13 protein-coding genes are annotated in these 25,996 nt (G+C 42.4%); 1 reads left to right on the top strand and 12 read right to left on the bottom strand.

Annotation, left to right across the window (positions count from 1 at the left end):
* Positions 1 to 12 precede the first annotated feature (12 nt).
* From AC25CA_RS04285 to AC25CA_RS04255, 7 genes are all read right to left on the bottom strand, one after another.
* Entirely contained in the window at positions 13 to 933 is a 921-nt protein-coding gene (locus AC25CA_RS04285) for an ABC transporter permease (RefSeq protein ID WP_486815811.1), read from the bottom strand.
* Positions 930 to 2,036, bottom strand: coding sequence for an ABC transporter permease (locus tag AC25CA_RS04280; protein WP_486815810.1), 1,107 nt, complete (start codon positions 2,034 to 2,036; stop codon positions 930 to 932). Before AC25CA_RS04280 ends, AC25CA_RS04285 begins: the two co-directional genes overlap by 4 nt.
* 4 nt (positions 2,037 to 2,040) lie before the next feature.
* A complete protein-coding gene (locus tag AC25CA_RS04275; RefSeq protein WP_486815809.1) occupies positions 2,041 to 3,567 on the bottom strand; it encodes an ABC transporter ATP-binding protein in 1,527 nt (508 codons plus the stop codon).
* Positions 3,568 to 3,659: 92 nt separating this feature from the next.
* Positions 3,660 to 4,751, bottom strand: coding sequence for a BMP family ABC transporter substrate-binding protein (locus AC25CA_RS04270; RefSeq protein WP_486815808.1), 1,092 nt, complete (start codon positions 4,749 to 4,751; stop codon positions 3,660 to 3,662).
* A gap of 154 nt (positions 4,752 to 4,905) precedes the next feature.
* Positions 4,906 to 6,390, bottom strand: coding sequence for a response regulator transcription factor (locus AC25CA_RS04265; protein WP_486815807.1), 1,485 nt, complete (start codon positions 6,388 to 6,390; stop codon positions 4,906 to 4,908).
* A 9-nt stretch (positions 6,391 to 6,399) separates the two neighbouring features.
* Positions 6,400 to 8,100 (bottom strand): sensor histidine kinase, encoded by a 1,701-nt coding sequence (locus AC25CA_RS04260; RefSeq protein ID WP_486815806.1) that lies wholly within the window; start codon positions 8,098 to 8,100, stop codon positions 6,400 to 6,402.
* Positions 8,101 to 8,328: 228 nt separating this feature from the next.
* Positions 8,329 to 9,252, bottom strand: a complete 924-nt coding sequence (locus AC25CA_RS04255; RefSeq protein ID WP_486815805.1) for a carbon-nitrogen hydrolase family protein — start codon at positions 9,250 to 9,252, stop codon at positions 8,329 to 8,331.
* Between the two features lie 188 nt (positions 9,253 to 9,440).
* Between AC25CA_RS04255 and AC25CA_RS04250 the strand changes: the two genes are divergently transcribed.
* On the top strand, positions 9,441 to 10,007 hold the full coding sequence (locus AC25CA_RS04250) for a uracil-DNA glycosylase (protein ID WP_486815804.1): 567 nt from the start codon (positions 9,441 to 9,443) through the stop codon (positions 10,005 to 10,007).
* Between the two features lie 21 nt (positions 10,008 to 10,028).
* Here AC25CA_RS04250 and AC25CA_RS04245 read toward each other — a convergent pair whose 3' ends face one another.
* The 5 genes from AC25CA_RS04245 to AC25CA_RS04225 form a co-directional block, all read right to left on the bottom strand.
* A complete protein-coding gene (locus AC25CA_RS04245) occupies positions 10,029 to 10,913 on the bottom strand; it encodes a GGDEF domain-containing protein (RefSeq protein WP_486815803.1) in 885 nt (294 codons plus the stop codon).
* A 193-nt stretch (positions 10,914 to 11,106) separates the two neighbouring features.
* The gene (locus AC25CA_RS04240) at positions 11,107 to 12,567 is read right to left on the bottom strand and encodes an NAD(P)/FAD-dependent oxidoreductase (RefSeq protein ID WP_486815802.1); all 1,461 of its coding nucleotides are present in this window, start codon (positions 12,565 to 12,567) and stop codon (positions 11,107 to 11,109) included.
* Positions 12,568 to 12,842: 275 nt separating this feature from the next.
* Entirely contained in the window at positions 12,843 to 14,582 is a 1,740-nt protein-coding gene (locus AC25CA_RS04235) for an ABC-F family ATP-binding cassette domain-containing protein (RefSeq protein WP_486815801.1), read from the bottom strand.
* Positions 14,583 to 14,821: 239 nt separating this feature from the next.
* Positions 14,822 to 15,721 (bottom strand): S8 family peptidase, encoded by a 900-nt coding sequence (locus AC25CA_RS04230; RefSeq protein WP_486815800.1) that lies wholly within the window; start codon positions 15,719 to 15,721, stop codon positions 14,822 to 14,824.
* 55 nt (positions 15,722 to 15,776) lie between these two features.
* Positions 15,777 to 25,844 carry an InlB B-repeat-containing protein gene (locus AC25CA_RS04225; protein WP_486815799.1) on the bottom strand — a complete coding sequence of 3,356 codons (10,068 nt, stop codon included), beginning with the start codon at positions 25,842 to 25,844 and terminating at the stop codon, positions 15,777 to 15,779.
* Between the last annotated feature and the right edge of the window lie 152 nt (positions 25,845 to 25,996).

Below are 25,996 nucleotides of genomic sequence, written 5' to 3'. Positions count from 1 at the left end.
TTATTTCCTCCTTTAATGATCATCTTCATGTGCTCCGATTCCAGCTGGTGCCTGAATATGCTTTACACCAAATGCCAAAACCAAGAGCGTGACTACATAAGGTATTGTCTGCATCAGTTGAGAGGGAACCCCTTGCCCTTGCAGATAAATTTGAATGGCGTCGGAAAAACCAAAAATCAAGGCTGCACCTACCACCAAAAACGGATGATACCGACCAAGAATCATAATAACAACTGCAATATATCCTCGTCCCGCCGTCATATTTTGCTGAAACAAATCGATATGATCAATCGATAGATATGCGCCGCCTAATCCGGCAAGCATCCCACAAATCAATACGCCCTGATACTTGATCGCCTTCACTTTCAAACCCATGGTCGAGGCCGCTTTTGGATTCTCCCCTACGATCCGCAAACGCAAGCCATATACCGTTTTAAACAAAACAAACCAAGCAACAAATACAAAAAATATGGTGAAAGCCAATAAAATCGATTGTCCTTCCAAGATCTTTCCCACAATTGGAACTTTCGACAGAAAAGAAAGATTGAGTTGAACACTAGCAACCTGAGGAGAACTGCCTCGATTCCCCCAAAATAATTCTGTTAATAGGGTGGTCGCTGATAAAGCAAGCAGGTTCAAACCCACCCCGGCGATCACTTGATTTACCTTGTACCGAATACACAAGATTCCATACAGATAACTGATTAATGCACCGCCACCCATACCGGCAAGCAATCCCACATAGGGATTCCCGCTAAAATAGGTACCTGCAACCGCCGTAAATGCACCCATCATCATCATACTTTCCAAGCCCAGCGCCATAATGCCGCTACGTGCCGAAAAGATTCCGCCCAAGGAAGCCAATACCAAGGGGATCGACATACTAATCGTTGCCACTAAAATATAGGTCAAATTGTTAACTAAAAAATTCATGATTCTGTCCCCCTCTTTTTTGAAGGAATGATTGCTTGCATTGCCTGTTTCGATTTCTGCATCATTTCAATAATCAAAAGCGGGGTTGCGACAAACAAGATCACAAGCGCTTGTACAACATCCGCATAGGTCAGCGGAATATTGGTCTTTAGATCAAGCAACATGGCACCTGATCGAATCGCACCAAAAACCAAGCCTGACAAAATGACCCCGATTGGACTTCCAGCAGCTAGTGCCGCAACTGCAATCCCGCTAAATCCGTAGCCGGGTGAAAAGTCTACAATAAAGCGTCCATCAACGCCCAAGACGTGAAGACTGCCTGCCAGCCCACCGATTGTGCCACTTAATAGCATCGAGAGTATCACAACTTTTCCCGTTTTTATGCCTGCAATCTGAGCAGCAGTCTGATTTTGTCCCACAACTTTGATTTCATAGCCCGAAATGGTGTGATCAAAAAACCATTTCATCAGCACACAAGCCAAAACCGCAATTGCAATGGCGATGGTTAATTGCGTATGAGGAATAATGCGTGCTAGCCTGACCTTTTCCAGTATTTTTTCCGTCTGCCCCGTGACACTTCCCACGGCCTTCCATGGATTGCTCGCCAAATAATTTGACACGAGCACAGCAATCGAATTTAACATGATGGTCGCAATCACCTCATTGGAGCCAAACCGAACCTTCATCACACCTACGATTCCTGCCAATAGACCGCCAACCACCATGCCCGATAAAATTGCCACCAATAGATGTAGAGCATGCGGCAAGCCAAAATCAACCGAACCGACCATTGCGGCTGCCAATGCACCTAGATACATCTGACCTTCCACACCCAAGTTGATTAATTGCGCCTTTTTGGCCACAGTAAAGGCCAATCCACTCAAAATCAATGGTGTTGATTGAACCAAAGTTCTAGCAATAGCCGCCTTTCCATCAAATGCACCTTTAAAAATCGCTGAGATCGCCTCAATAGGGCTGTATCCACTCACTTTTATTATGATTCCACTCGTCAACATAGCCAAAACCAGGGCAATTATGGAGATCATCGCACTTCGATTCAACAGCCTCTTTTTTTCTTTTGCTTTCTTTGGTTGAAATTCCATATTTTCACTCCCTTGCTTTTTGTGACTTGCTGCCCGTCATATAAAGTCCAATTTCTGACTCACTCATCTGCTCACGCTTCGATTCAGCCACAATTTCGCCCTCGTAAATAACAAGCAATCGATCACTCAAATTTCGCACCTCATCCAAATCGGCTGATATGAGTAATATCGCTTTTCCTTCATCCCGCAGATCCAGCATCTTGGAATGAATGTATTCCATGGCACCAATATCGACCCCACGAGTGGGTTGAGCAATAATAATAATATCCGGATCCTCACTAAAGATACGGGCGATGACAACCTTCTGCTGATTGCCACCTGACAGCATCTGACAGAGCGTATTGGCATTGGGCGCTTTTATTCGGTATTCCGCTGTCATCTGATCGGCAAAATTCTGGATGTCCCGTTCCTTCAAGATGCCTCGCTTTGAAAAGCGAGCTCGCTTATGATAGCCCAAAATCAGGTTCTCCCGAATAGACATACTTGCAACCAATCCTTGAGTCATTCGATCCTCAGGGACATGACCTATGCCGCTATCGATAAAGACTCGCGCATCACCTGTAAGCTCTTCCCCATCCTTGATTAATTCCATGGATGTCGGCTTTAAAACTCCGGTTAGTATTTCAAGCAACTCCGTTTGACCATTGCCCTCGATACCCGCGATTCCCAATATTTCTCCATGATGAACTTTCAGATTGATCTGTTTCAAAATTTGCTTACCACGAGATTGAAAACTCAAGTTTTTCACTTCAAAAGCAACCGATCCAGCCTTCTTGCCAGGCCGCTGCATGCCCAACTCCACATCTCGACCGACCATATAGCGAGACAAGTCTTCGATGGTCGTTTGACTCACTTGAATATCGGTTTTAATCATTTTCCCGTCCCGCAATACAGAGGCTCGATCCGCAATACTGATGGTCTCTTTCAGTTTGTGTGTGATGATAACAATGGTTTTTCCATCCGCCTTCAGTTTTCTCATAATGACAAACAGTTCTTTTACTTCCTGCGGGGTAAGTACCGCCGTCGGTTCGTCCAAGATAATAATGCTTGCACCGCCATACATCGCCTTTAAAATTTCAACCCGCTGCTGCTCTCCGGTAGACAAATCTTCCACCCTTGTTGTCGGTGAGATGTTAAATCCATAAGTATCGATCATGGCTTGAATCTCACGTTCCGCTACCACATGGTCAAATAAAATCCCTTTATGCGGTTCTCGGCCAATCACAATATTTTCCGTTACTGTCATTACCGGCGTCAGCATAAAATGCTGGTGAACCATGCTAATTCCCAAATCGATGGCATGTCGAGGTTTAGTTAAGTTTTTTTCTTCCCCATCAATCACAACACGACCCGAATACGGGGCATTCATTCCGTATAATATTTTCATCAAGGTCGATTTACCAGCTCCATTTTCGCCGAGCAAAGAATGGATTTCACCTTTCTTCAAGGTGAAATTCACATGATCTAGCGCCCTTACGTTTGAAGATGGATAGACTTTTGAAATATCGATCATTTGTACCACTTCATTCATTGATCCTACTCCCTTATCTTCCAAAATCGTGCAAAAATAATTGGGGCCTTAAGTTTGCACTTAAACCCCCATCAAATCATTGTTTCGATCACCTATTGGACATACTGATTATTTTTCACCCATTCATCCAATTCATCGATATTTCGACATGGTTGCAACTCATCATTCAGAATCATCATTTTTGCTTGCTCAACAATTTCAATGGTGCGTTCCGAAAGTACAATATTGGAACCTTCTACCGAATAACCAACAGATCCTTCTTTTAATCCGCTTCCCGAAGGTCCTGCAACCCACTCGCCCTTAAGCATCAAATCAACTTCGTTGTACACCATCTCATTCACATTTCGAATGGATGTCGCAACAATATGATCGGGTGCATTGTGATTTTGATTTCCGCCAACACCGAATGCATAACGATCAGCTTCTTTCGCTGCATTGAATACGCCCAATCCCGAAGCTCCAGCAATATGCTGAATGAAGTCTGCACCGCGGTTGTACATAGACAAGGCGATTTCCTTTCCTTTTGCTGGATCGTTAAATGCGCCTACCGTTGCTTGCAACACTTCCGCCTCTGGATTCACAAATTTCACGCCAGCCATAAATCCCGTAACACCTTCCATAAGAATCGGATATTCCTTGCCTAACACAACACCAACAACATTCTCTGCATTTGTTTGATCCAAATTACTTGCTTGGGTTTCCAAACCGGCAATCACACCACATAGAAAGGTCTGATGCGTCCAATCAGTATAAATTGTTTTCACTCCTGGAAGATCCGCTGCGGAATCAACTAATGAAAATTTCTGTTCTGGGAATTCAACCGCAACTTCTGCGATTGCATCCGCCTGATCAGCGCCCACACCAAGAATCAAGTCATACTCCCCGGTTTCCGCAAACATACGAAAGTGTGAAACATAATCACTGACTACTTTGGGCTCGACATAGTCAAATGCAATGCCCAATTCTTCTTTGGCTTGACTCAATCCATCATAAGCCATGTCATTGAAGTTTTTATCACCTAGTCCACCCGGTGCCAATACAATTCCCACCGATGCTGAAACCGCTTGGCTGCTTTCACTTGCACTACCATCTGCCTTTTCAACTGTTGTCCCCTCACTTGCAGGCGTGCAACCCGACAAGGCAACCACCAACAATCCTACTAGCAATACTTTTAATTTTTTCACCAATTTCCTCCACCTACTCTTATTGTGTATTCCGTATCTTTAGTTTATGAAAATGCAGAAACGTTTTCCATGTCCTTATATGATATAAAAGAACACAAATATGACAAAACATCTGAAAATCATTGACTCCCATGATTTCCAGATGCATGTCCATTTACTTCTTATTCTCGAATTCCCTCGTCTTCAAAGGGGTGATTCCTCTGTATTTCTTATAGATTCTTGAAAAATAACTGGCTTGTTCATAGCCAACCTGTTCCGCAATCTCAGCAACCGATAAATTTGTTTTTCTCAACAAGTATTCGGCTTTCTTTAATCGATGGGTGATCAGGTAGGTAGTAAAAGAACTGCCCACTTCCTCTTTGAATAAGCGACTAAAATATTCTGGTGTAATATGCAAATACTCCGCAACCTCTACCAATGATAAATCGCGATTGAAGTTCTGATGCACATAGTTCATCGCGGCTTCCATCCGTTCCGAATACTTGCTTTGTTTGTTCTTAAGAAGTTTTTCCAAGGCATCTATGCAAATCGATTGACATGCTTTAACAGAAGCAAGCTGATCTAACTTTCCGATTTTTGCTTCCCACTTTTCATTCTCGCGAAATTTTTTTTCCTCAAAAGCCATTGCCAAGTTTCTACAAATATCGATCCCCCACATCATATCATCCGATGGAACTAAATCAAAAAATGCATACCATTTCTCCACTTCGTCTATCAAACTTTCATATTTGCCTTCTGAAAGAAAAAAAATCAGTTCCAAATACCGATTTCGTATTTCTTTTCGGTTTAATTTGAATCCATCCTTCAGATTCTCTAGATACATGATTCTTTGCTCTGGCTGATAAAAACCATTCAAGATCGCCACTCTCGATTGTCGAACAGCCATCAAAAAAACATCCAACGTGCTGTAGGCCTTGCTGACACCAACGAAATCTGCACTCAATTTTGAATACTCCTGTATGACATAGGCAAGTTTTTTCTGAAGCACACCCTTTTGCTCACTTTGTCCAATCACATACAAGTAGCCTTGTGACTGAAAATAATGATAGGACAGATTCGTCTCAAGGCTGGCGCGCCTAATATTTTTAATCTGTTCGACCAGATCATTCTCCACCATGGTAAAAACCTGAAAATAACCCGAAGTCGACACGCCTGCACGCCGTAAGATTACTTTGATTTCATTTTCCCGACCATCAGTCATTACTTCCTTACTTAAGGTGATTTTCTTGGCAAACCATTCATCTGCTTGTTCTCGAATGGCGGCCTGTTTGAGTTCTTCCTCTATTTTTAATAAAAGGGCCACCACGTCACTTGCTTGTAGGGACGATTTCAACAAGTACTCCAAGGTACCCAAACGAATTGCCTCTTTTGCATAAGTAAAATCGGCATAATTCGTCAAAAGAACAAATTTCATATGTGGATTGGTCTCTTTCACAAAGGAGATCAATTCTAGTCCGTTCATGCCTGGCATTTCAATGTCAGTGATCAACACATTCGGCGATTTTTTTTCAATCAAATCAAGAGCATCCTTTGCCGATCGACAAGATCCTACAATCTGAAACTCTTGTTTTTGTGCAATCACATATTCCAACCACTCTCGAATTGGAGATTCATCATCGACGATCACAATTTTCAACATTCTAGCCCCCTACAAGGTTTCAATCGTTCGCTTATCGGGTTTTCCCATAATGGGTACGCGATATACAACCGTGGTTCCTTCGCCCTCTTGGCTGTCAATCTTCAAGCCAAACTCCTGTCCGTAAATCAATTTCATTCGTTCATCTACATTCTTAATCCCAACCTTGTTGATATTTGTTTTTTGCTTTAAAGCGGACTCGATCCGATCTTGAGACATGCCAATGCCATTGTCTTGAATCGTGATATTCAAAAACTGCTGATCCGCTGTCACTTCAACCTGAATTACCGTTTTTTCTTTTTCATTCATATTGTAATAAATTGCATTTTCAACGATTGGCTGCAGGATAAAAGCTGGAATCCATATCTCCTCACTCCCATCTTGAAGCTTGTAAACAACTTCAAATCCATCTTTGTATCGCAATTTCTGCAATTCCACATAACTCATCAGCGTATTTAGTTCCTCTTTTAAAGCAATCATCTCTTCTGAACGGCTTAAGGTCTTTCTGAGAACCGTTGAAAAATGCATTAGCATTCTTTCCGCTTCACTTGTTTTATTCATTTCCACATAGAACCTGATCGAACTTAAGGTATTATAAATAAAATGGGGATTAATTTGTGCCCGCAAAAAATCCAATTCCACCAAGCGTTTCATGTTTTCTTGCTTCTTTATGGTCCAAAGCTGTTCATTGATCTTGATAATCATTGCATTGAAATTCTCCCCAATACTGGAAAACTCATTTGCTTCTTCAAATTCAGCACGAACATTCAAATTTCCACCCGCAACTTCTTCCAATACACCATTAATATATTGAATCGGTTTGGCGATCATGGAAGAAAAAAACAAACTAAGGATTGCGATTAACAAGACTGCTATTAGCAGCACGATAAATATTGGCCATTTAAGTTGGCTGACTTCTCTTTGAATCAATGAGTCATTGATCTCGCTCATCACATACCAATTGGTATGCGGCACCTGTTGATGGAATACCATGAACTTGTCATTATTCTCTTGGAATTTCAAGTACTCCGTATCTAAATCGCCTTGCTTCAAATGGAAAAACAGCTTTCCAATCAAGTCCTTCCGATAATTCGAAATCATCATTCCTTCTTCATTTACAATATAAAAATCATTCTGTTGTGTTCGCAAATCACTATAATAATCCATAAGAACCAGTTCATTCACTTGCAGTTGAATTTTCCCATAAGCTCTCCCAGTGATGAAGTCCTTCACTTCTTGCGAAAGGATAAAATTATATTTGTAGATGGAAGCTTGCGCCGCATCCACTCGTGAATCTTGTAAATAAGCCTGCTCAAATGGAGTTGCTACTGCTGAGTTAATGCCTGGAGCAGGGTCATATGTAATGTGATATAAATTCACTCTTTTCGGAATCATGGAAGCCAATTTTTCGTTCAAGCGTTTCTCGATGGTAAAAACCATGTCTTCTTCCCTAACCCGATTGATTTGATGGTCTTTCAGGATTTCAATTAACTCGCTGTCCGTCGCCAAGGAGTCAAGCAACTGAACTTGACTTGTCAACAAGGATGAAACATTTTTCGCAGCCTGATTGACATTGAGTTGATTGTAGGTAATCTGCTCCTCTGTCGTTTTTGAACGAAGATAAGAGAATCCAATCACGCTGATGCATAAAACAATCAATATCAACAAGACAGTCAACATCATAAACATTTGCGTGACATATCTTTTTCTCATCTCGTACCCCCCTACAAGTACTACTATTGTAATCTGATTACTTTAAAAATTGCAACACCCCTAACCTAATATCATTCCGCATACGATCACTAAAGAAGTCATTCCTCCATCATGCATTCGTCTCAATAATCCATTCACTTGCTCTCTCGCTTTACCGACATGATAAAAGCGCCTCCAAAGAGACGCTTTCCAAACACGATTTATGCAAATCGCACTTCTCATACTCGCTTATTTCTCATGAACAATGAGTTCAAAAACATCAGGTCTGCTATAGTGACCACACGGATCAAAGTCGATTCTACTAAGAACAACCTGGTCCAAATCCAAATCAGCAATGAAAAGTTCTTCTTTGTTCCAAACCGGTTCTATCACATATTTTCCAAATGGATCGACAATACAGCTGCCACCTGGGCACATATTCTCCGGTTGATTTTCGAGTTCGTCGTAGCAGTTTAAATCCGTCGGATACATATCCTTGGTAACAAACTGATTACATCCGATCACAAAACATCTTCCCTCTAAGGCTATATGCTTCATGGTCGACTGCCATTCTTCACGAGAATCGGCTGTTGGGGCAATATAAATGGTGATCCCTTTCGCATACATGGCAGCCCGGGCAAGCGGCATATAGTTTTCCCAACAAATTAATGAACCCATTACACCAAAAGGCGTATCCAAGGTCGTTAGGGTGCTGCTGTCTCCCTCTCCCCAAATGCATCGTTCCGTTCCTGTCGGTTTTAACTTCCTATGTTTCCCTAAATATTTTCCATCTGGTCCGAAAAAGATATTGGTGCAGTACAAGGAGCAGGTGATTGCATCTCGTTCTGTAACGCCCATCGAAAGATACACGCCGGCTTCCTTGGCCGCAGCGCCTAAAAGCTCCGTTTCCATACTGGGAACAATAATGGAATTATCATAATACCGTTTCCAATCCAATCGTCCTTCCATGGTTCTGCTTCCCACAACAAATCCATAGGAAAAGCCTCTAGGATATGCAGGAATATAAGACTCTGGGAAGACAACCAGTTCAGCGCCCTTTTCACCAGCTTCTTTTATAATTTCTAGTGCTTTTTGAATCGTTTTCTCCATATCTAAAATAACTGGAGAGACCTGTGCGACTGCAACTCGAAGTGTCTGTGCGGTTTGCTTCATGAAATAGACTCCTTAAAGAATGATATTTGTAAAGCTATGCATAATCACGATTACTTGTTAATCTATTCCATTTTAGCACAAAATTACAAAGATTCTGTATGATTATAAAAAAAATTCAAGGGTCCATTCTTCTCTTAATATCAATATCTGCTATACTATAAACATTAGCTATAGAGGAGCGGTATAAAATGATTGATTGGACCGAATTTGAAAGAATATGTCGAAATTGTAAAAAATGCGAGTTGCATAAGACCAGAACAAATATTGTTTTTGGCAAGGGCGATCTCCATGCAGATTTGATGTTTATTAGCGAAGCCCCAGGTCAACAAGAAGATTTATCAGGCGTGCCTTTTGTCGGTCCATCCGGCCAACTTCTGGATAAGATCCTGACTTCGGTTGATCTGACCCGGGATGAGATCTATTTGGCCAATATTTTAAAATGCAGACCACCCCGAAATCGGAATCCCTTAGATTGTGAAAAAGAAGCCTGTCTGCCTTATCTTCGCTATCAAGTTCAACTCATTCATCCAAAAGTCATCGTATGCCTAGGTCGAGTTGCGTCCCAAAGTATCATCAAGCCCGATCTAAAAATCACAAAAGAACACGGCACCTTCTTTTATCGAAACGGATATTGTCTGATTCCAACCTATCATCCTTCTGCCCTTTTGCGGGACCCATCCAAAAAGCGAGATGTCTGGGAGGATTTCAAAAAAATTAAAGCCAAGTACGATGAATTAAGAACAGAATCAAAATAAAAAATCAAACCTCAATCTAGATCAATGTATCGTCGCACATGCTTCTAATGATTCTGCTTTAAAGACGTGTTTATTGGCTTCCATTTTCGCCTCATACATCTCTCCATCGGCATACGCAAATAGATCATCCAAATTGGTCCCATCTTCTGGATAGACACCAAATCCAATAGAGATAGAAACAGGCATCATCTCTCGATTTTTCTCATTCCTGCTCTCGTTGACCACCTTAATTGAATTCTGAATACGTTCTTTTACTCGAATTCTACTTTGATCACAATAATTGCTAATCAGAATGATGTATTCATCACCCCCGTAACGACAAAATGTATCTTCAGTCCGTATCCCTTTCCCTACTTCTACTGCTATACTTTTTAGAATTTCATCTCCGTAAAGATGACCGTATCGATCGTTGATCAACTTGAAATGATCCACGTCCATAAGAATAATTGCAAACCGTAACCCATACCGACTTGCCCGCGCAAGTTCTTCTTCCGCTTTCAATCGATAATACCTTTTGTTATAAATTCCAGTCATGTCATCCAAAATTGAAGACTCGTAGAGTCGTTTATTGGCAATCTCATTTTTATTTACATATGCATATAAATAGTACACTGAGATTAAGGTTGAAAGTTGGAAGGCCATGACCGCATTGGTATGATAATCAATAAACCTCGTCATGATAGCGACAGCAACCATACCAGTCATATATAGAATGGTTACTAGAATGACGCCAATCTTCTTAAATTCAATAACCGCATAATAGGTTAAAAAAATCAAAGCAATCATACAGATCAGTTTAATATTAAAATCAATTGATTGAATTGGGTATATGGCCGTAATCAGACTCATAATAATTACAAGCTTAATTAATTTATAAGCTTTCCTATTTAGTACTTGCTTTTTCATAGCAGCCCGCTTTCTTTTTAAATGATTCCTATTCATAAGCATTTACTATAATTTTACCATTTTAATAAATATATGTAAAATTTTTAAACTGTTTTTGTGTTCTTTTGAAAATATAGACCTCATTTCATCTATAAAAAAGCTTCACCATATTCATCTATAAATAGGGCAAAGCTTTTCATATTCTCTAGGGAAACTAGGACTCGATTTTTTTCCAAAACATTCGGTTTTCTCTTTCAGGCAAAGATAAAGATCCTTTCCCCCTTGCGGTAACTTCTGATTCTTCTATATCCATTTCCCGCGCAATAATTGTTTTCACTCGCGGTGTGCAAAAGTTACCCTGACAAGCACCCATTGTGCACCTTGTTCTTCTTTTGACCCCATCAATATGATCAATCGTTATCCCTCTGTGAAGGGAATCCACAATCTCCGCTTCGGTTACCAACTCACACCTGCAGATGATATTCTTCTTCGGATCTGGATCATCGATTTGCCCTTGAAAGGAATTATCTTTTAAAACAATAATCGCTTTTCGCTTGGGATCAAAAGCTTCATTCTCATCAAGCAAATATCCACTCTTTTCAAGGATTTCCGTCACATGCACGGCAATCGCCGGGCTGGATGTGATTCCAGGCGATTCAATCCCTGCTACGTTTATAAAACCCTTAATTGCACTCTCTTCGATAATAAAATCATGTCTTGAACTAGATGCTCGAAGCCCGGCAAAAGATGTCAGTGTATATTTTACATCGAAATCTTTCACCGATTGCCTTGCGGTGTTAACGATATAAACCAAGGCATCCAGACTGGTTCCAACGGCTTCTACATCATCAACTTCCTGTGCATTTGGCCCCAACATTAAGTTCCCATGATAGGTTCTGGTGACCAAAATTCCCTTGCCCTTATCTGAAGGGGTTTGAAAGAGCACTCCATTGGCCAAATGCCCCTGATTTTTATTCAATAGAAGATATTCACCCCTGCGGGGATGAATACTGAAATCATCTAAACCTAACATTTGCTGAATTTTATCACTGGTTAAACCAGCAGCATTGATCACATACTTTCCAGAATAGTTTCCATCATTGGTGATAAGCTTAAATTCATCATTATTCTTTTCAATCCCCAACACTTCATGATTCAGTTTCAAGGTTACCCCATTTTGAATTGCATTTTCTGCCAGTGCAATGGTGTATTCATAGGGAGACGTAACCCCGGCCGTCGGGCAAAACAGGGCATATTTTACGTCGGGGTTCACATAGGGTTCCCGTTCTAAAATCTCATCGTGTTCGATTATGCGTAAATCATCAAGACCATTTTTGATTCCGTTTTCCTTTAACCCTCTTAACACGTCAAAATCTTCTTCGTTATAGCCTAACACCATGGATCCGCATTCCAAATAGCCAAAATTCAACTCTTGATTTAGCTGTTCAAACATGCGATTCCCTTTTCTAGAAAAATACCCCTTCATCGAACCATGCTTGGCATCATATCCACCATGGACAATCCCGCTATTTGCCTTTGATGCCCCATTGGACACATCATTTTCTTTTTCAAGAAGAAGAATCCTGCCTTTATATCTAGACAACTCTCTCGCTATGGAGCAACCGATCACCCCTGCACCAATAATAATCACATCATATCGATTCTTACTATTCATTCGCCCTCCCCAATTCTTATCATTTCTATTTTCTAGACAACTGCATCATTGTTCATACCGTCTTCTTTTTTATTTACCCTGCTACCTTCTAATACCAACACCCTCATTCCCTTCTTTATACCTTTATGATCACCACGTCCACATCTCTAACCTATTCTGTCTACGACCCCCTAGTTAAACAATTTTCTATAAACAAAAAAATCCCATACAGGGTACAGATCGATCATTCAATCTGTACCCTGTATGGGACTACATTTATCTTTTGTATCCATTGTCTACATACTTTTAATCAATACTTCCAATTCTTCCGATAAAACTTTTGCCTGCTCAAAATCGGTTGCTTTCAAAGCCAATGCAATTTCTGTTTCAAGAGCTTTTTTCTTTTGTTCCAAGGCCAAATCATCTTTATCAAAATGATTTTTATAAATCATCTTTCTGAATTTCCGCATGGTCATTTTTCGAATGGTTTTGCCCTCAATGAGCAAGACATAATCCATACAATTCATAATGGAATAGTAATCATGGGAAATCATCAAGATCGCACCCTTATAGTTCTCCATGGCTTTTTCCAAGGCCAGTTGTGAATAGGTATCCAGATGGCTGGTTGGTTCGTCGAGAAGCAGGAGATTGGCTTCACTCGCAGAAACCTTGGCCAATTGAAGGATATTTTTTTCTCCTCCGGATAAAGAAGCAATTTTCTGATCAACCCCTTCTCCCTCGAAACCATAATCTGAAACAAAAGATCGAATTTCATCATAGCTATTAAATCCTACTTCGAAGAACTCTTCCATGATTGTATTGGACTCATTTAAGACCTCTCCTTGAAGTTGAGACAAATAAGCGACTTGAACATCCTCAGCTATCTTGATCGCATGGGATTTATTTTGATAGATCTCTCTCAATAGTGTTGTCTTTCCAGTTCCATTTGGGCCAATCAGAGCAACCTTATCCGTCGCCTTCATCTCAAAATTAACATTCTCCAAAAGCAAGTCGTCAAAGGCAAGGCTGTAATCATCTACCTTTACTGCAAGCATATCGGAAGGATTAACTTGATCAGGCAAGCTAATCTTCGGCTGCTTCATCTCTACAAATGGCGCTTTAATTCTTCGCGCTTCCAATCGTTCTTGAACCTTCACCCTCGCATTTAAGGCTTTTCCATTAGATACATCGTCAAAAATAGTGGCTCGGAATCGCAACTTGTCGATTAAACGATCATTGCGCTCAATTTCTTCATCATCGGCAAGTGAAAGTTCCTGCAACTCAATTTTGGCTTGAAGCAAGGAAAAATTATAATCCACAAATCCTCCATCAAACTCTTGGAGCTCCTTATTTTCAAGGTGTATGATTTTGTTAAAGCAATGATTCAACAGAAACCTATTATGGGTAACAATCAGCAGAATTTCTTTATGAGAATTAATCAAATCTTTAAGGGCAATCAGATTCCCAAAGTCCAAAAACACATCCGGCTCATCCATAATCATCAGGTCCGGACTCATCATCATTTCACGTATCACTTGAACCAGTTTAAATTCGCCTCCGCTGATTTCTGATATCAACAGATCTTTATGCTTGCCTAAGTTTGCAAGATTCAACTTTTTATTGATCTTGCTTTCAAAGTCGTCCCCGCCAATCGCATCAAATGCATCTAAGGCCTCTTGATATTTTTCCAAGAGGGGATCAAGATCCGAAGCCGTTTCCATCTCTGTACAAATCGCTGTGATTTCATTTTGGATTTCAATGTAGTTTTTCCCGATATATTCAAATACCGTCATGTCTTCGGTCTTGTCTTGCTGGGAAAACTGACTGACATATCCAATTCTACAAGTGGGTTCAATCTCTAGCTTGCCATCGAATAAATATTTTTCCGAATCCATAATCATATCGATCAACGTACTTTTTCCGCTGCCGCTTGTACCAATAAACGCGCAATGTTGACCCTTTTCCAACGCAAAAGAAATCTGATTGTACAGATCTTTTTGCGGAAATGAGTAGGACAAGTTATCAACTTTTATCATAATCTTCCCTCTCTTTATCAAACAAAAAGAGCCTATAAAAATAAGCTCTTTCATCATTAATCGTCACCATTGTAGAGCTACAATTGACGAATTTATTTGTATGTTTACGTAGAGCATACTTTGTTAGCATACCACCTTTTGTCATTCAGTACAAACCTTTATATGGAAGCTGAATATGTCCTCCCTCTACACATCCTCATAAAGACATGTTTGTTGATTGAGAATCGCCTTTCAAAACATCATTGAACCCCTATTTGCTGGGAAATCGAACCATTCAACTCTGACAATCTGAGCAAGGCAGCATCAACATTTAGCGCACCCCATCCGCTGGTCGTGTCATATCCTGCTTCATTTAAATCCATTGCTGATTCACAAAGAATCTTTCGAATTTCTTCTGGTGTAAGTTCTACATCTTCAGAAAGCAGCAAAGCCACTGCACCCGACACATAAGCTGTCGCATAGGAAGTGCCCGATCCAAATGTCGTTTTTCCCTCTGTGGCGGATGCAAGCTTAAGTCGATCCCCAGGGGCACAAATGAAAACAGAATCATTCCGCTGGGAAAAGCGGGCAACTTCTCCATTTCTTTTTAAAGCAGAAACACCCACTACCGTTTCATAGGCCGCAGGATAATACATATTTGCCGGGTAATATTGATTATCATTCCCCACCGACGAGATTAAGATCACACCATTTTCCTCCGCATATTCCACCGCCGATTGAAGTTGTTCACCCGTCGACATCGTGCCTGCGCTAATGTTGATAATCTGACAGTCGTAAATGTCGATAGCATCACAAATCGCCTGCGCCAAAACCTCACTATCGCCAATAAGCTTGTCGCCATCTGTCGTTTTTGTTGCGATCACAAGAGGAACAAGCTTTGCTTTAGGGGCAATGCCTTTAATATAAACCCTTTCCGCGCCCAGAATAATACCCGCCACCGCCGTTCCATGGCCAATTAGATCATTGGTGCCTGCCAAAGGACTCAAATAATTTGCGCCAGCCATCAGATTTGCTGGCTTTATTGCCTCAACACAAATCCCAGTATCAATCACGGCGATTCGTAACTCCGATCCATCTGCATAGACCGGCTGGCAAAACAACAGATAAAGCAAAATACAAACCATCCATCGCTTCTTCACCTGATCCTCCTTTCCAAAACCCCACCCGATCTTCAGGCAGGGTTTTGATTCGACATTAATGACACAAGTCTTTTATATTTGCTAAGTTATCAACAATTATATTGGCCTTTGTCGGTGCCGTTCCGCCGTATCCGCTTACGGTTCCTTCAAAATACAAAACATTGGTGCCAAGTCCACCGGCTAGTGTAAATGCCGCCGGTGACAAAGCGGTTCGGATGCTAACATTGCTTGCACTCGCTACAATCTCATCAAATACCAAGGCAATGACAATTTTATCCCCGTCATTGTAGGTCGTATTGGCCATGGGTGCAACCGCAAGAAGACTCGGCTCTTTCATGTCCTTGGGTAGAGCTGCGAGTGTTCCACTTTTAAAGATCCACTCATGATTCCAGATTCCACTACAATACGCAGTAAGTGATATCCCGCAGGTTTCATCAAAACCGTAGAGTACATAATCACTTCGGTCCTGTCCGCTTGCCCATTTGATATCAAATATTTTAACACTTCTGCTTGTACCGCTCGCCGACACATAGCCCGCACTGGCAGGGAAATTAACGCTAAAAGTAGTTTCGTCGTCCACTTCGGATGCGAAGCCAAATACCAAAGCTGCTTTTGTACCGCTCGGGACATTGGGTACTGTTTTTTCTTTATTCCGATTAAAACTTGGATTCCCTGTGCTGTTATTAAACAAGACAAATCGGTACATGTGGTCACCATTATCTCGACTTCTAAAATTAATCAACCTGATCTTCATGGCAGAAGCCGTATTTCTGATATAGGTTTGTTGATTCGCAAGATATGCCTTGTTGTTCAGAACTGGACTACCAAGTCTAACATATCTCGTCGTATTCCAATCACCGCCCTCATCTTCATCAACTTCCCAGTTACCAAGGCTAACACTTGCTATCTCTTTGTAATCGTTTAACATCCTGCTGTCAACTGCATAGTTGGCATCCTTGGTCATGCTTCTCACAGCACGAGTCTGAGTCCCCAAGACGCCGCCTCCTTCAATTTTGTAAAGATCAAGAGAATACACCCGGTCAACATTGGAATAAGATGTTGCCACCTTCCCCGCATAAGCCGTATTTACGGCATTTTCTGAAATGGTAAGTGTTTTAACTGATTCTCCCTGTCCAAAGACAAGCGAGTTATCTACATGGGTAAAGTGGGTACCACCGATGGCAGAGCCATTTTGCGTGCGGTAGTAGACCCTTTGATTCTCATCAAAACCGCCCGTGCGAGTAATGGTAAATGTATTGCCACTTCCAGCAGATACCGTAAATACGCCATAATGTTTCCACTGTGCATAGAGAGCAAGATTGCCCGAAGTACCAGCTTGAATGTTTGTTACCTTAACTCCTGTAAATGTAGGGTTGTCATACCAGCCGCTAAAGACATAGCCACCCTCACGGCTTGGATCTTTCAAGGCAATCCCCTGACTTTCAACCGTATAACTGGTCGGATTTCCACCATTTGTACCGCCGTTCAGTTCATAGGAAATGCTATAGGCAATGGGACTCCATAGGGCATACAGATTGACGACCCCCTCGTCTACTAGGCTTGCATTGATAAGCGATGCCTCATTGTCATAGATCTTGCCGCCATTAGCAGAAGTGGCCCAGCCAACAAAATCATATCCCTGACGGGAAAATAGATTGGCTCCTAGTGCTTGTTCCACATCAACTGTAAAGCTCTGGGCAGCCATTGTCCCTACACCTTCGTTCGAATTGAAAACAAGTGCATATGAATTCGCCGTCCAACCTGCATAGAGCGTATGGTCCCCTGTGCTACCGCTCGGTATTTCAGGACTTCCCATCGGTGTTTTAAGACCAGCGTCCGCAAACCATCCAGCAAATGTATATCCGACTTTCTCTGGCTCACCCAGGTGGATATCCGCGGATTCAATTGTATAGCTAGTTGGATTTCCACCATTGTTGCTTCCGCCGTTGAGTTCGTAGGAAATATCATAGTTGGCAGCCAACCAAGTCGCTGAATAAGATTGATCCCCTATTGTTGTTGATGAAATTTCACTCACGACCCCACTGCCATCAAACCAGCCAGCAAAGTTATAAGCCATCTTGCTGATTTCATCCGATGTAGGCAAGACCGCAACAATCCCGTAGGTGTACCAAGAAAATTCACTTCCTGCGGACAAGGTGCCTCCATCTGTATTCAAGGTGACCGAGAACATTTTCGCCACCCAACCCGCATAGAGGTCAACAGGTCCCATTTGTGTTACTGAAATGGATGAGATCGGAATGCTACCCGCTTCGTCTTGGAACCAGCCCGTAAAATCATAACCTCTTCTTGTCGGTGTTCCAAGGACCAAGCCAATTTCATACACGTAGGTATTTTCATTATTCGAGTGATTGCTTGCTTCCTCCATATTGTAATAGGTGATTGGATAAGAATTGGCAGACCACTTGGCAAGGTAAGTCTTACTTCCCGTATCCGTTTGCAAAATCAGATCGATTTTATCTTCGCCCTCATACCAGCCGGCAAAAGTGTGTCCCTCTTTCACAAGGTCCACGGGAAGCATGGCACCAAGCCCATAGGTATAGACATCGATGCTTCCATTCTGAATATGGCCCCCGTTTGGATTCAAAGTAACTGGATAAGTTAAAGCCGTCCAGCTTGCCGTATAAGTCAGATTCTCGACTGGCATGCTAGCTTCTGGTTCTGTGTCCCAGCCTGCAAAAACATGGCCTGTTTTACTTGGCATAGGCGCAATGATCGGGCTTCCATAATCAATGTCTCCCTGGCTATAATCTCCCTGGGCTGTGCCACCGGCTAAGTTCCAGGTCAAGTTAAAGACCAAAACATCCCAATGTGCATACAAGATATGATCACGCGGAATAGAAACAAGACTGTTTGATACGATTTTTTGGCCCTCATCCGTTTTGGATGTATACCAACCATCGAACCGATAGCCAATTTTGCTTGCCACTGGCAAATCACCATAGACCATGCCATAGGTCACGCCTAAGCTGCCTGCACCAGGCTCATTGAAAGCAACCACGTAGGATTTTGCTGACCAGATTGCCGTATAAATCAAATTCTCGGCCGGCATGGTCTCTGCCACCCCAAGATCCCAACCTGCAAAAGTATAACCTGTCTTTGTTGGAACCGGTGCAATGAGAGGCGTATCAAAGTCAACATCCCCCGATGTGAAATCACCTTCTGCACGACCACCTGAAAGCTCCCAGGCAAGGGTGTAACTTTTCGCTTTCCAATGAGCATAAAGGATATGATCCTCTGGAATTGTCACAACACTTTCTGCTTCGATTTGTTGGCCGTCATCCCCAAGAGATGTAAACCAACCATCAAAGCGATATCCCGTCTGTTCAGGAAGAGGCAAAATCCCATAGGCTTGACCATAAGTTACGATTATGCCATCCAACCCACCTTGGCTAAACTCTACGTCATAGGCGTTTGCCGACCACTCCGCTGTATAGGCCAGGTCTTCGGCCGGCATAGCTTCTATGATCGTTTGGTCCCAGGTATAACTCTCACCTGTTTTCACAAGAAGGGGCGCTACAATCGGCGTGCCAAAACTGATTATTCCACTTGGAGTGTAATCATTACTTGCAGTCCCCTCATTGAGATTCCACATCAATTCATACCCATTGCGCCTATAGTGAAAATCCACTGTAGACAATTGACTGTTTAAAACCACGTTTTGCAGATCTGGTGTCGTAAAACCGACAAATTCATTTTCAGGAACAACTTCAATCATTGAATCAAAGGTCCCTGTTTCAACTGTACTCTCGTCAGCCATTAAGGCCCAGCGGTCCATCTCATTCGTATAGGTCAATCGCTCTTGATAATAGCGAACCGTATATGATTTTTCTCCCGCAGACCAGGTGGCTGTAAGCACGATATTTTTTGTTGGCATATTACCCGTAAAACTTTCGCCATCCAGCTGCCATGCATCGAAGAAATAGCCTTCCTTCTCTGGTGGTCTTGGATAAGAAACGGTTTGACCATGTTTGTAGCTCTCTTGTACGCCGTAGGACTCTCCGTCCACCGCATAGTCAACGGTAAAACTTTCTCGATTGTAATACAGCTTAAGAGCAAGGCTGCCGTCGGCATCAATGGTTCCCGATTCCTGTGATCGACCTGCATCATAAATGAAATCATCGTAGAATTCTTCAGTGGCAATCACGGCTTCATCCGTATAACCCGTCAAATTTTCTGTATCAATCAAGGTATAGCCGTCATCATCAGCATTTTGAAGAAGATGCTCGATTCGATAGGAAACCCCACTGTTGGCCATGATCGTTCCAAATAATATCAGGTCCTCCGCTGGCATAGTTTCCGGAATCTCAATCCCGTTTGCAAGACTTGCTTCTGCATACCATCCAGAGAAGGTATAACCGTCTTTTTCTACTCGCGGTTGGGTAATCGGCTGACCAAATTTAACCATTCCCTCTGTATAATATCCCCGCATCGTTCCTTCAATCAGATTCCAATTCAAGAGATACTTGTTTCTCTGATAGCGAATTTCGATCACCGTTTTTCCATCACCCCTTATCAAACTCTGGGTGACTGATCCTGGGGTAAAGCCATTATAATCATTCGCAAAAGCTTCCGTCTCGGTATCGGTTGTTCCATATTGACTCTGTGTTTCTTCGATCGTGTAGCGACCACTCAAATCCTCTCGGATGTGTTTCACCCTGTAGTCTGTATCCGTTTCAGCTAGCCAGGCGGCCGTGTATTGTTTACTTCCCGTTTCGCTTTCAGAAATAAAAGCAACCTGGGTCGTTCCTTCAAGCCATCCATCAAAGATATACCCCGGCCGGCTGATATCCGTCGGCAATGGAGCGCCAATCCCATAGGTATATTCAGCAAGATCTCCGCTATGAATGGTGCCACCGGTAGGATCTAAGTCCACCGCATAGATATTGCGGTCGTAATCGATTCGAATAAGCGTACTTCCATCGCCTGAAATAGGGACCTGATTCCATGCTTTCTCCGCAAAACCTCTATAGGAATCTGCCTCAGCTTGGGTTAATGTATCGGTAATTCCAGCAAACTGATCGGCTTTCACCAAGGTGTATCCATCCGACACATTCTCTTGATAATGTTCAACCCGATAAGGTGTGTCGCTATTTGGCACATATTTGCCATATGCCATCAGATTCTCACTCGGCATCCTTTCGACCTGGAAGGGCTCCGTAAGGGACTCGTTACCTTTCCAACCAGTGAACACATAACCAGCCTTAACAGGTGCAAGCGGCAATGCAATGCCTTCTTCAAAACGATACGTTTTTTCTATGTCATCTCCATTGCTGATTTGATGTGTGATCACATACTCATTTCGCACATAGTACAGTTGAATGACTAGCGAACCGTCACCAGCAATTGTGGCGTTTTCCACCACTTTACCTTCAACCAATGCCTTTTCAAAACGCTTGCCCTCTTGGTCTCTTGCAAGGCTTGTCACGTCAAGGCTTTCATCTGTGACGCCCGATTCCTGGTCGGTCCCCACCAAATCATAATCAAACCCTGTGGTCTGTTGAACATAATGTTCGACAGAAAAGCGCGTCCCATGATTCGGGATCAGGCGACCATAAACAATCAAGTCCTCAGCAGGCATCCTTTCGCCAAATACAAATGCTTCTGTTCCTTCCACATTGGCTTTCCACCCCGAGAAGGTGTACCCGTCTTTTACAGGAGCAATCGGCTCTGCAATAAGTTTACCGTAACGATTGCTACTTTCACGATCCTCACCGTTCTCGACAAGATAGGTAATCTGATACTCATTTCTGAGGTAGTATACTTTAACGACTAGGCTACCATCCCCCTTAACTGAAGCCCTATCTGTAACTTTTCCATCAAGCGTAGTTTTTTCAAAAGTCAGTCCTTCAGTCACCCTTGCAAAATCGGCAATCCGCAAGGTTTGATTCGTGGTTCCTGTTTTTTCTTCAATCTCACTTAAAGTAGTTCCTTTTCCTTTTGTGTTTTGGATATAATGCTCAACCCGATAGGCCGAATTCTTTCCAGGATTCCATTTAGCAACAAAAACCAAATCCTCAGCTGGCATGGTATCCGGAATTGCTTGGTTCCAAGATGCAAATTCATAGCCCTTGGCATTAAACTGCGGCGCCACAAGAGTCTTTCCAAATTTGTACTTGTAGACAGTCACTTGACCCCCAGGTTCCCCTGGATCAAAGCTTGCTGTAAAACTGTCACGAGAATAATAATACTTAACAACAGCACTGCCATCCGGCAAAATACTTAGGTTTTGCGATTCTGGAGAATGGAATCCAGCATAAGTCATTGTTGCAGGCTCAACCAGACTGTCTGTTGTCCCATAGAGACTTTGAGTGTCGGCCTCTACCAATGTATAAAGATAATTATTCAAATTTTGTTGATAATGTTCAACCCTATAAACCGTATCCTCTCGCGGAATCCACTTGGCGTATACAACTACATCCTCATCAGGCATGGTTGTAGGAATTTCATAAGCCGTTTTAAAAGCATTGTCTCTATACCAGCCATCAAAGTCATACCCCTTCTTTACGGGCTGGATCAATTCTGGTATGGGTGCGTTGAAACGCTCTAGAACCATTGGTACCGCGCTGCCACCATTTGTATCAAAAATAATCGTATATCCATTGTTCAAATTATCCCAATAAATATCCACGGACCGCCTAATCGGTGCTGATGTAAAGGCCAATGGCGCCCCCGCCCAAGTGATGATCAGCTGCCCTTCTTCAATTGGATCGCCTTCATCCGGCGTTACAATTAACTTATTGGTTTTCGGATCATAGACAAAAGCATCATTTGTTGTTTCGATCGTAAAATGGGTCGCATCATCAAACACTTGATCATCCACATCTCCTGTTTTCAGATCCATGTAAGACATCCTGAACAAATCATCCGGAACCGTGAGAGATCGGATTAGCTTTTTCAAAAGCAGCTGATCAGTCTCTTCGTAGTCAAAGTCCTGAACATTATTCTGCTCACCAGCCGACCACAAGGGCCACTCATTTTCATAGAGCGTTGGATTATAGGAGAAGGTTCCAGCAAATGCCTGGGCTTCAAATTGAATCTCCAAATAGATCCCCAATTCAAAATACAGCGCTCCAGCATAACCACTGGACCGGCCCTTCGAAGCTGTATATTCCAATTGATAGTAGAAATATCCCCAGACGCGGGTATAAACCCCTGCTTCCGCCGAGAATCCGACACTGGCAACCTTGGTGGAAAAGAGTCCGACTTTGATTTCCGCAATAATACCGGCTTTCAGCCCCATGGTACCCATGACATAAAAGGTAAACTCATAGTGCTCTTCCACCATGTCAACCACATCACTGGTCACATTCTTTCCAAAGACCTCAACGGTATAGGAATATCGCTTTGCATTTTCATAGTAGAAGTCGCATCCCAAAGAGATATTCATATCTACCGAAACGGCGAATTTTACGCCAAGTTCAACCACAATAATATAGATGGGTGGAATCTGAATTTCTTTACTGAAAATATCTTTTTCAAAGAGATTGACCCAGTCGCTTTCCGTGTCAATCATCGCCTTGTACTTATCTGCCAAGCCGTCAGCTACGGTGCCTTGTCCACCACCGATCAGTGGATCTTTTTTATCCAGAAGTTTCCTTAGCTCGTTGCTAATGTTTTGCAGTTCCTTGTTATCAGTCCATACATTGTCTTTCTTTTCCTTAGTTACAATGCTGGCGTTGATCCCAATCCCCGTGAAGTTAAACAGGTCTGTATTAGCCGTCACTTCATATTCCGCGATGTATGGAAAAATCCCCCACCATTTCCAAACGGCTCCCCCATCTACATTGATGGCGATCCGCACTTCTTCTTCGAAGGTACCAGTCACCGTAATGACAATTTCTGTATCGTCATTGACCGAGATCTTAATTTTGACTCCCACATCAAGGGTAAGCCGTACGCCAGAGGCATCAAAATGCTGCAGGTGAGTAGATATATTCGCCTGCAATTTATCCAATTTCACCTCAACTTTGTTTCCGCTACCCAGCAGTTGCAATTCCTCGGGCTTGATCAGTTTCCCGTCTTCCGACATGAGTTCATAACTAGTCAGTTGGAAATCTTCGCTTAACTCCGTAAATGAATCCGTTTTCAAAGCAAGTTCAGACAAATATAAGGCCGCTTCATCCGCAAAGCCACTATCAATGGCCTGCTGCTCGATATCCGCTTCCAATGCCGCCACATCAACTTGATCCAACAGTTCATCTCCACTCATGGAATCCGTATTGTACATATCCATGGCCGCAAGAATTTCATCCATCGTCGCATCCGTATACTCGATAACTATATAGCCATTTTCACGGCTTATCGAGCTGATCAATCCGTATCCAGTCACATTGGTATTCGGACCAAATTCACCCTCATAAAAAGCGATATAGTCCCCCCGGTCAACCCTTGTTTGAGAATCAAGTTGCATCGGTCCATAGCGATCGTCTGAAAACTCCATTGCCGTTTCATTGACCGTTAGTGAATGATCCATGGGATTTCCGTCCGTATCCTCTACTCGATTCAAAGGAAGCACATCCGGTGTAAACAAGACATCCTCCGCTTGTGCACTGACAAAAGTATATGTATTCCCGTTTGTAGCTGTAATGGTCACATAGGCAATCTCTCCATCTGCACCGGCCCGTCTATCATCCAATACGCGCTGATCGGGACGAATTCCTTCATAGATCGTAACCGTGTCGCCAATTTCAAGAATTTCATCATAAATAAAGGTGCCTTCTGTAAGATCGGAAAGCCCTGAACTGTTTGTGCCACCCACAGAAGCTAGGGGAGTCGACAGGGTTTGAACCCGCTTTCCCTCTTGGCTGAGACTGCCAACCTGGTCAAATGGGATATAAATCATATCCGGACTTAGGGCCAGGTTCATTACATCATCTTTTACAATCGTAAAATTGTAATTTCGGACAGAGGGTCCAAATCCTTGAAAATATAAGATTTCATTTTCAAGGGTAATTCGGTAGGTTGCCCCCGCTTCAAATCCACCAATACCGGAAAGATCAAATGCGTTTCCCTCTACACTCACCTGAAGAAAATCCGTTTGATTGGGGCTATTCAGATTTTTAATTGTAACGAATTTTTTTACCTCCTCAGTAGTCATCGGCGCCAAGGATTCCACGGTAATCGAAAAATTGGTCTCCTGATCCAAAGCACTGGCAAAGGATGGAGATTCGGCCTCAGTCAAAGGTCCCACTTCCCCGTATTTTGCATAGAGAGTAATGTCCTCCGTTAAGATCGCATTGCTATATACACGTTTTTCAAAGTTTTTATCATAATACCAGCCTGAAAATATTTCATTCTCCTTATAAGGAATCGGTAGCATCTCAAGAGATGAACCCTTTTTAAGAATTTGGGGCTCTATTTCACTGCCACCATTGGAAACATATTCAATGCGAAAGTGTTCCGCATAGGATCTCATAACTCCGGTTTCTTGCGTTTCTTGCATTCGTACCCTTTCACTTTCGAAAATCTGATTCATCCGTACCGAAAAGGTTGCCCCTTCAGCGCGGCTTGCACTGCCTTTTGGATTGAAAAAGCCTTCTCCATCTCCAACAAAGAGTCCGCAGTTCCAGAGCTTCAAGACAGCAGCCTTTGCATAGTCTTCGATTTTGTCAAAATCTTTGGGAGCCGCTTTATCTATGCTTTGTGGGTATGAAATTTCATATGCATCGAAAAAACGAACGGTAAAAGTTGCCATCTGCTCTCGAGTGATCAATCCATCAGGACCGAATACATGATTGCCAACCCCTTGACTGATCTCTTGATCTGCCGCCCACATCACAAAGGGTGCATAGTCAGCATTAATCTCAACATCCGAAAAGAATCCTTCTTGCACTGGATAGCTGTCATCGACTCCTGCTATATGCCCAATCGCCGTTACATACATGGCACGCGTCATTGGATCCTCCGGCGCAAACGTATCTGGTCCTATGCCCGAGAAGAACTCATTTTCAACAGCATACAGAATAGAATCATAAAACCAATCATTCTGATTGACATCATTAAACAATTCCTCCCTCTGATTGTCCAACGCAAAAGCTGAAAAAGGTATCATATTCAATAGCATTGATAGACAAAGCAAAATACAGACGATTCTTTTTTTCATTTTAGACTTCCTCTCTTTTTTATGAGCATATCCAGTATTCTACAAGTAATTATTTCCACAATTTATTGGGCGACTATAAAAAAACCATATTATCAATTCCTGTAAAAAAACAAACAATTGTCCCAACTATCTACGTTTCAATTTATCATAAA

The organism is Gottschalkiaceae bacterium SANA, assembly GCA_036323355.1.
GTDB lineage: Bacteria > Bacillota > Clostridia > Tissierellales > GPF-1 > GPF-1.
Note: the sequence above shows the minus strand (reverse complement) of the source record. Positions and strands in the feature narration are given on the sequence as shown.

Bases quoted from the DNA above. Each gene is read 5' to 3' on its own strand.
- AC25CA_RS04285 (WP_486815811.1), bottom strand. From the start codon at position 933: ATGAATTTTTTAGTTAACAATTTGACCTATATTTTAGTGGCAACGATT.
- AC25CA_RS04280 (WP_486815810.1), bottom strand. From the start codon at position 2,036: ATGGAATTTCAACCAAAGAAAGCAAAAGAAAAAAAGAGGCTGTTGAAT.
- AC25CA_RS04275 (WP_486815809.1), bottom strand. From the start codon at position 3,567: ATGAATGAAGTGGTACAAATGATCGATATTTCAAAAGTCTATCCATCT.
- AC25CA_RS04265 (WP_486815807.1), bottom strand. From the start codon at position 6,390: ATGTTGAAAATTGTGATCGTCGATGATGAATCTCCAATTCGAGAGTGG.
- AC25CA_RS04260 (WP_486815806.1), bottom strand. From the start codon at position 8,100: ATGAGAAAAAGATATGTCACGCAAATGTTTATGATGTTGACTGTCTTG.
- AC25CA_RS04255 (WP_486815805.1), bottom strand. From the start codon at position 9,252: ATGAAGCAAACCGCACAGACACTTCGAGTTGCAGTCGCACAGGTCTCT.
- AC25CA_RS04250 (WP_486815804.1), top strand. From the start codon at position 9,441: ATGATTGATTGGACCGAATTTGAAAGAATATGTCGAAATTGTAAAAAA.
- AC25CA_RS04245 (WP_486815803.1), bottom strand. From the start codon at position 10,913: ATGAAAAAGCAAGTACTAAATAGGAAAGCTTATAAATTAATTAAGCTT.
- AC25CA_RS04240 (WP_486815802.1), bottom strand. From the start codon at position 12,567: ATGAATAGTAAGAATCGATATGATGTGATTATTATTGGTGCAGGGGTG.
- AC25CA_RS04235 (WP_486815801.1), bottom strand. From the start codon at position 14,582: ATGATAAAAGTTGATAACTTGTCCTACTCATTTCCGCAAAAAGATCTG.
- AC25CA_RS04225 (WP_486815799.1), bottom strand. From the start codon at position 25,844: ATGAAAAAAAGAATCGTCTGTATTTTGCTTTGTCTATCAATGCTATTG.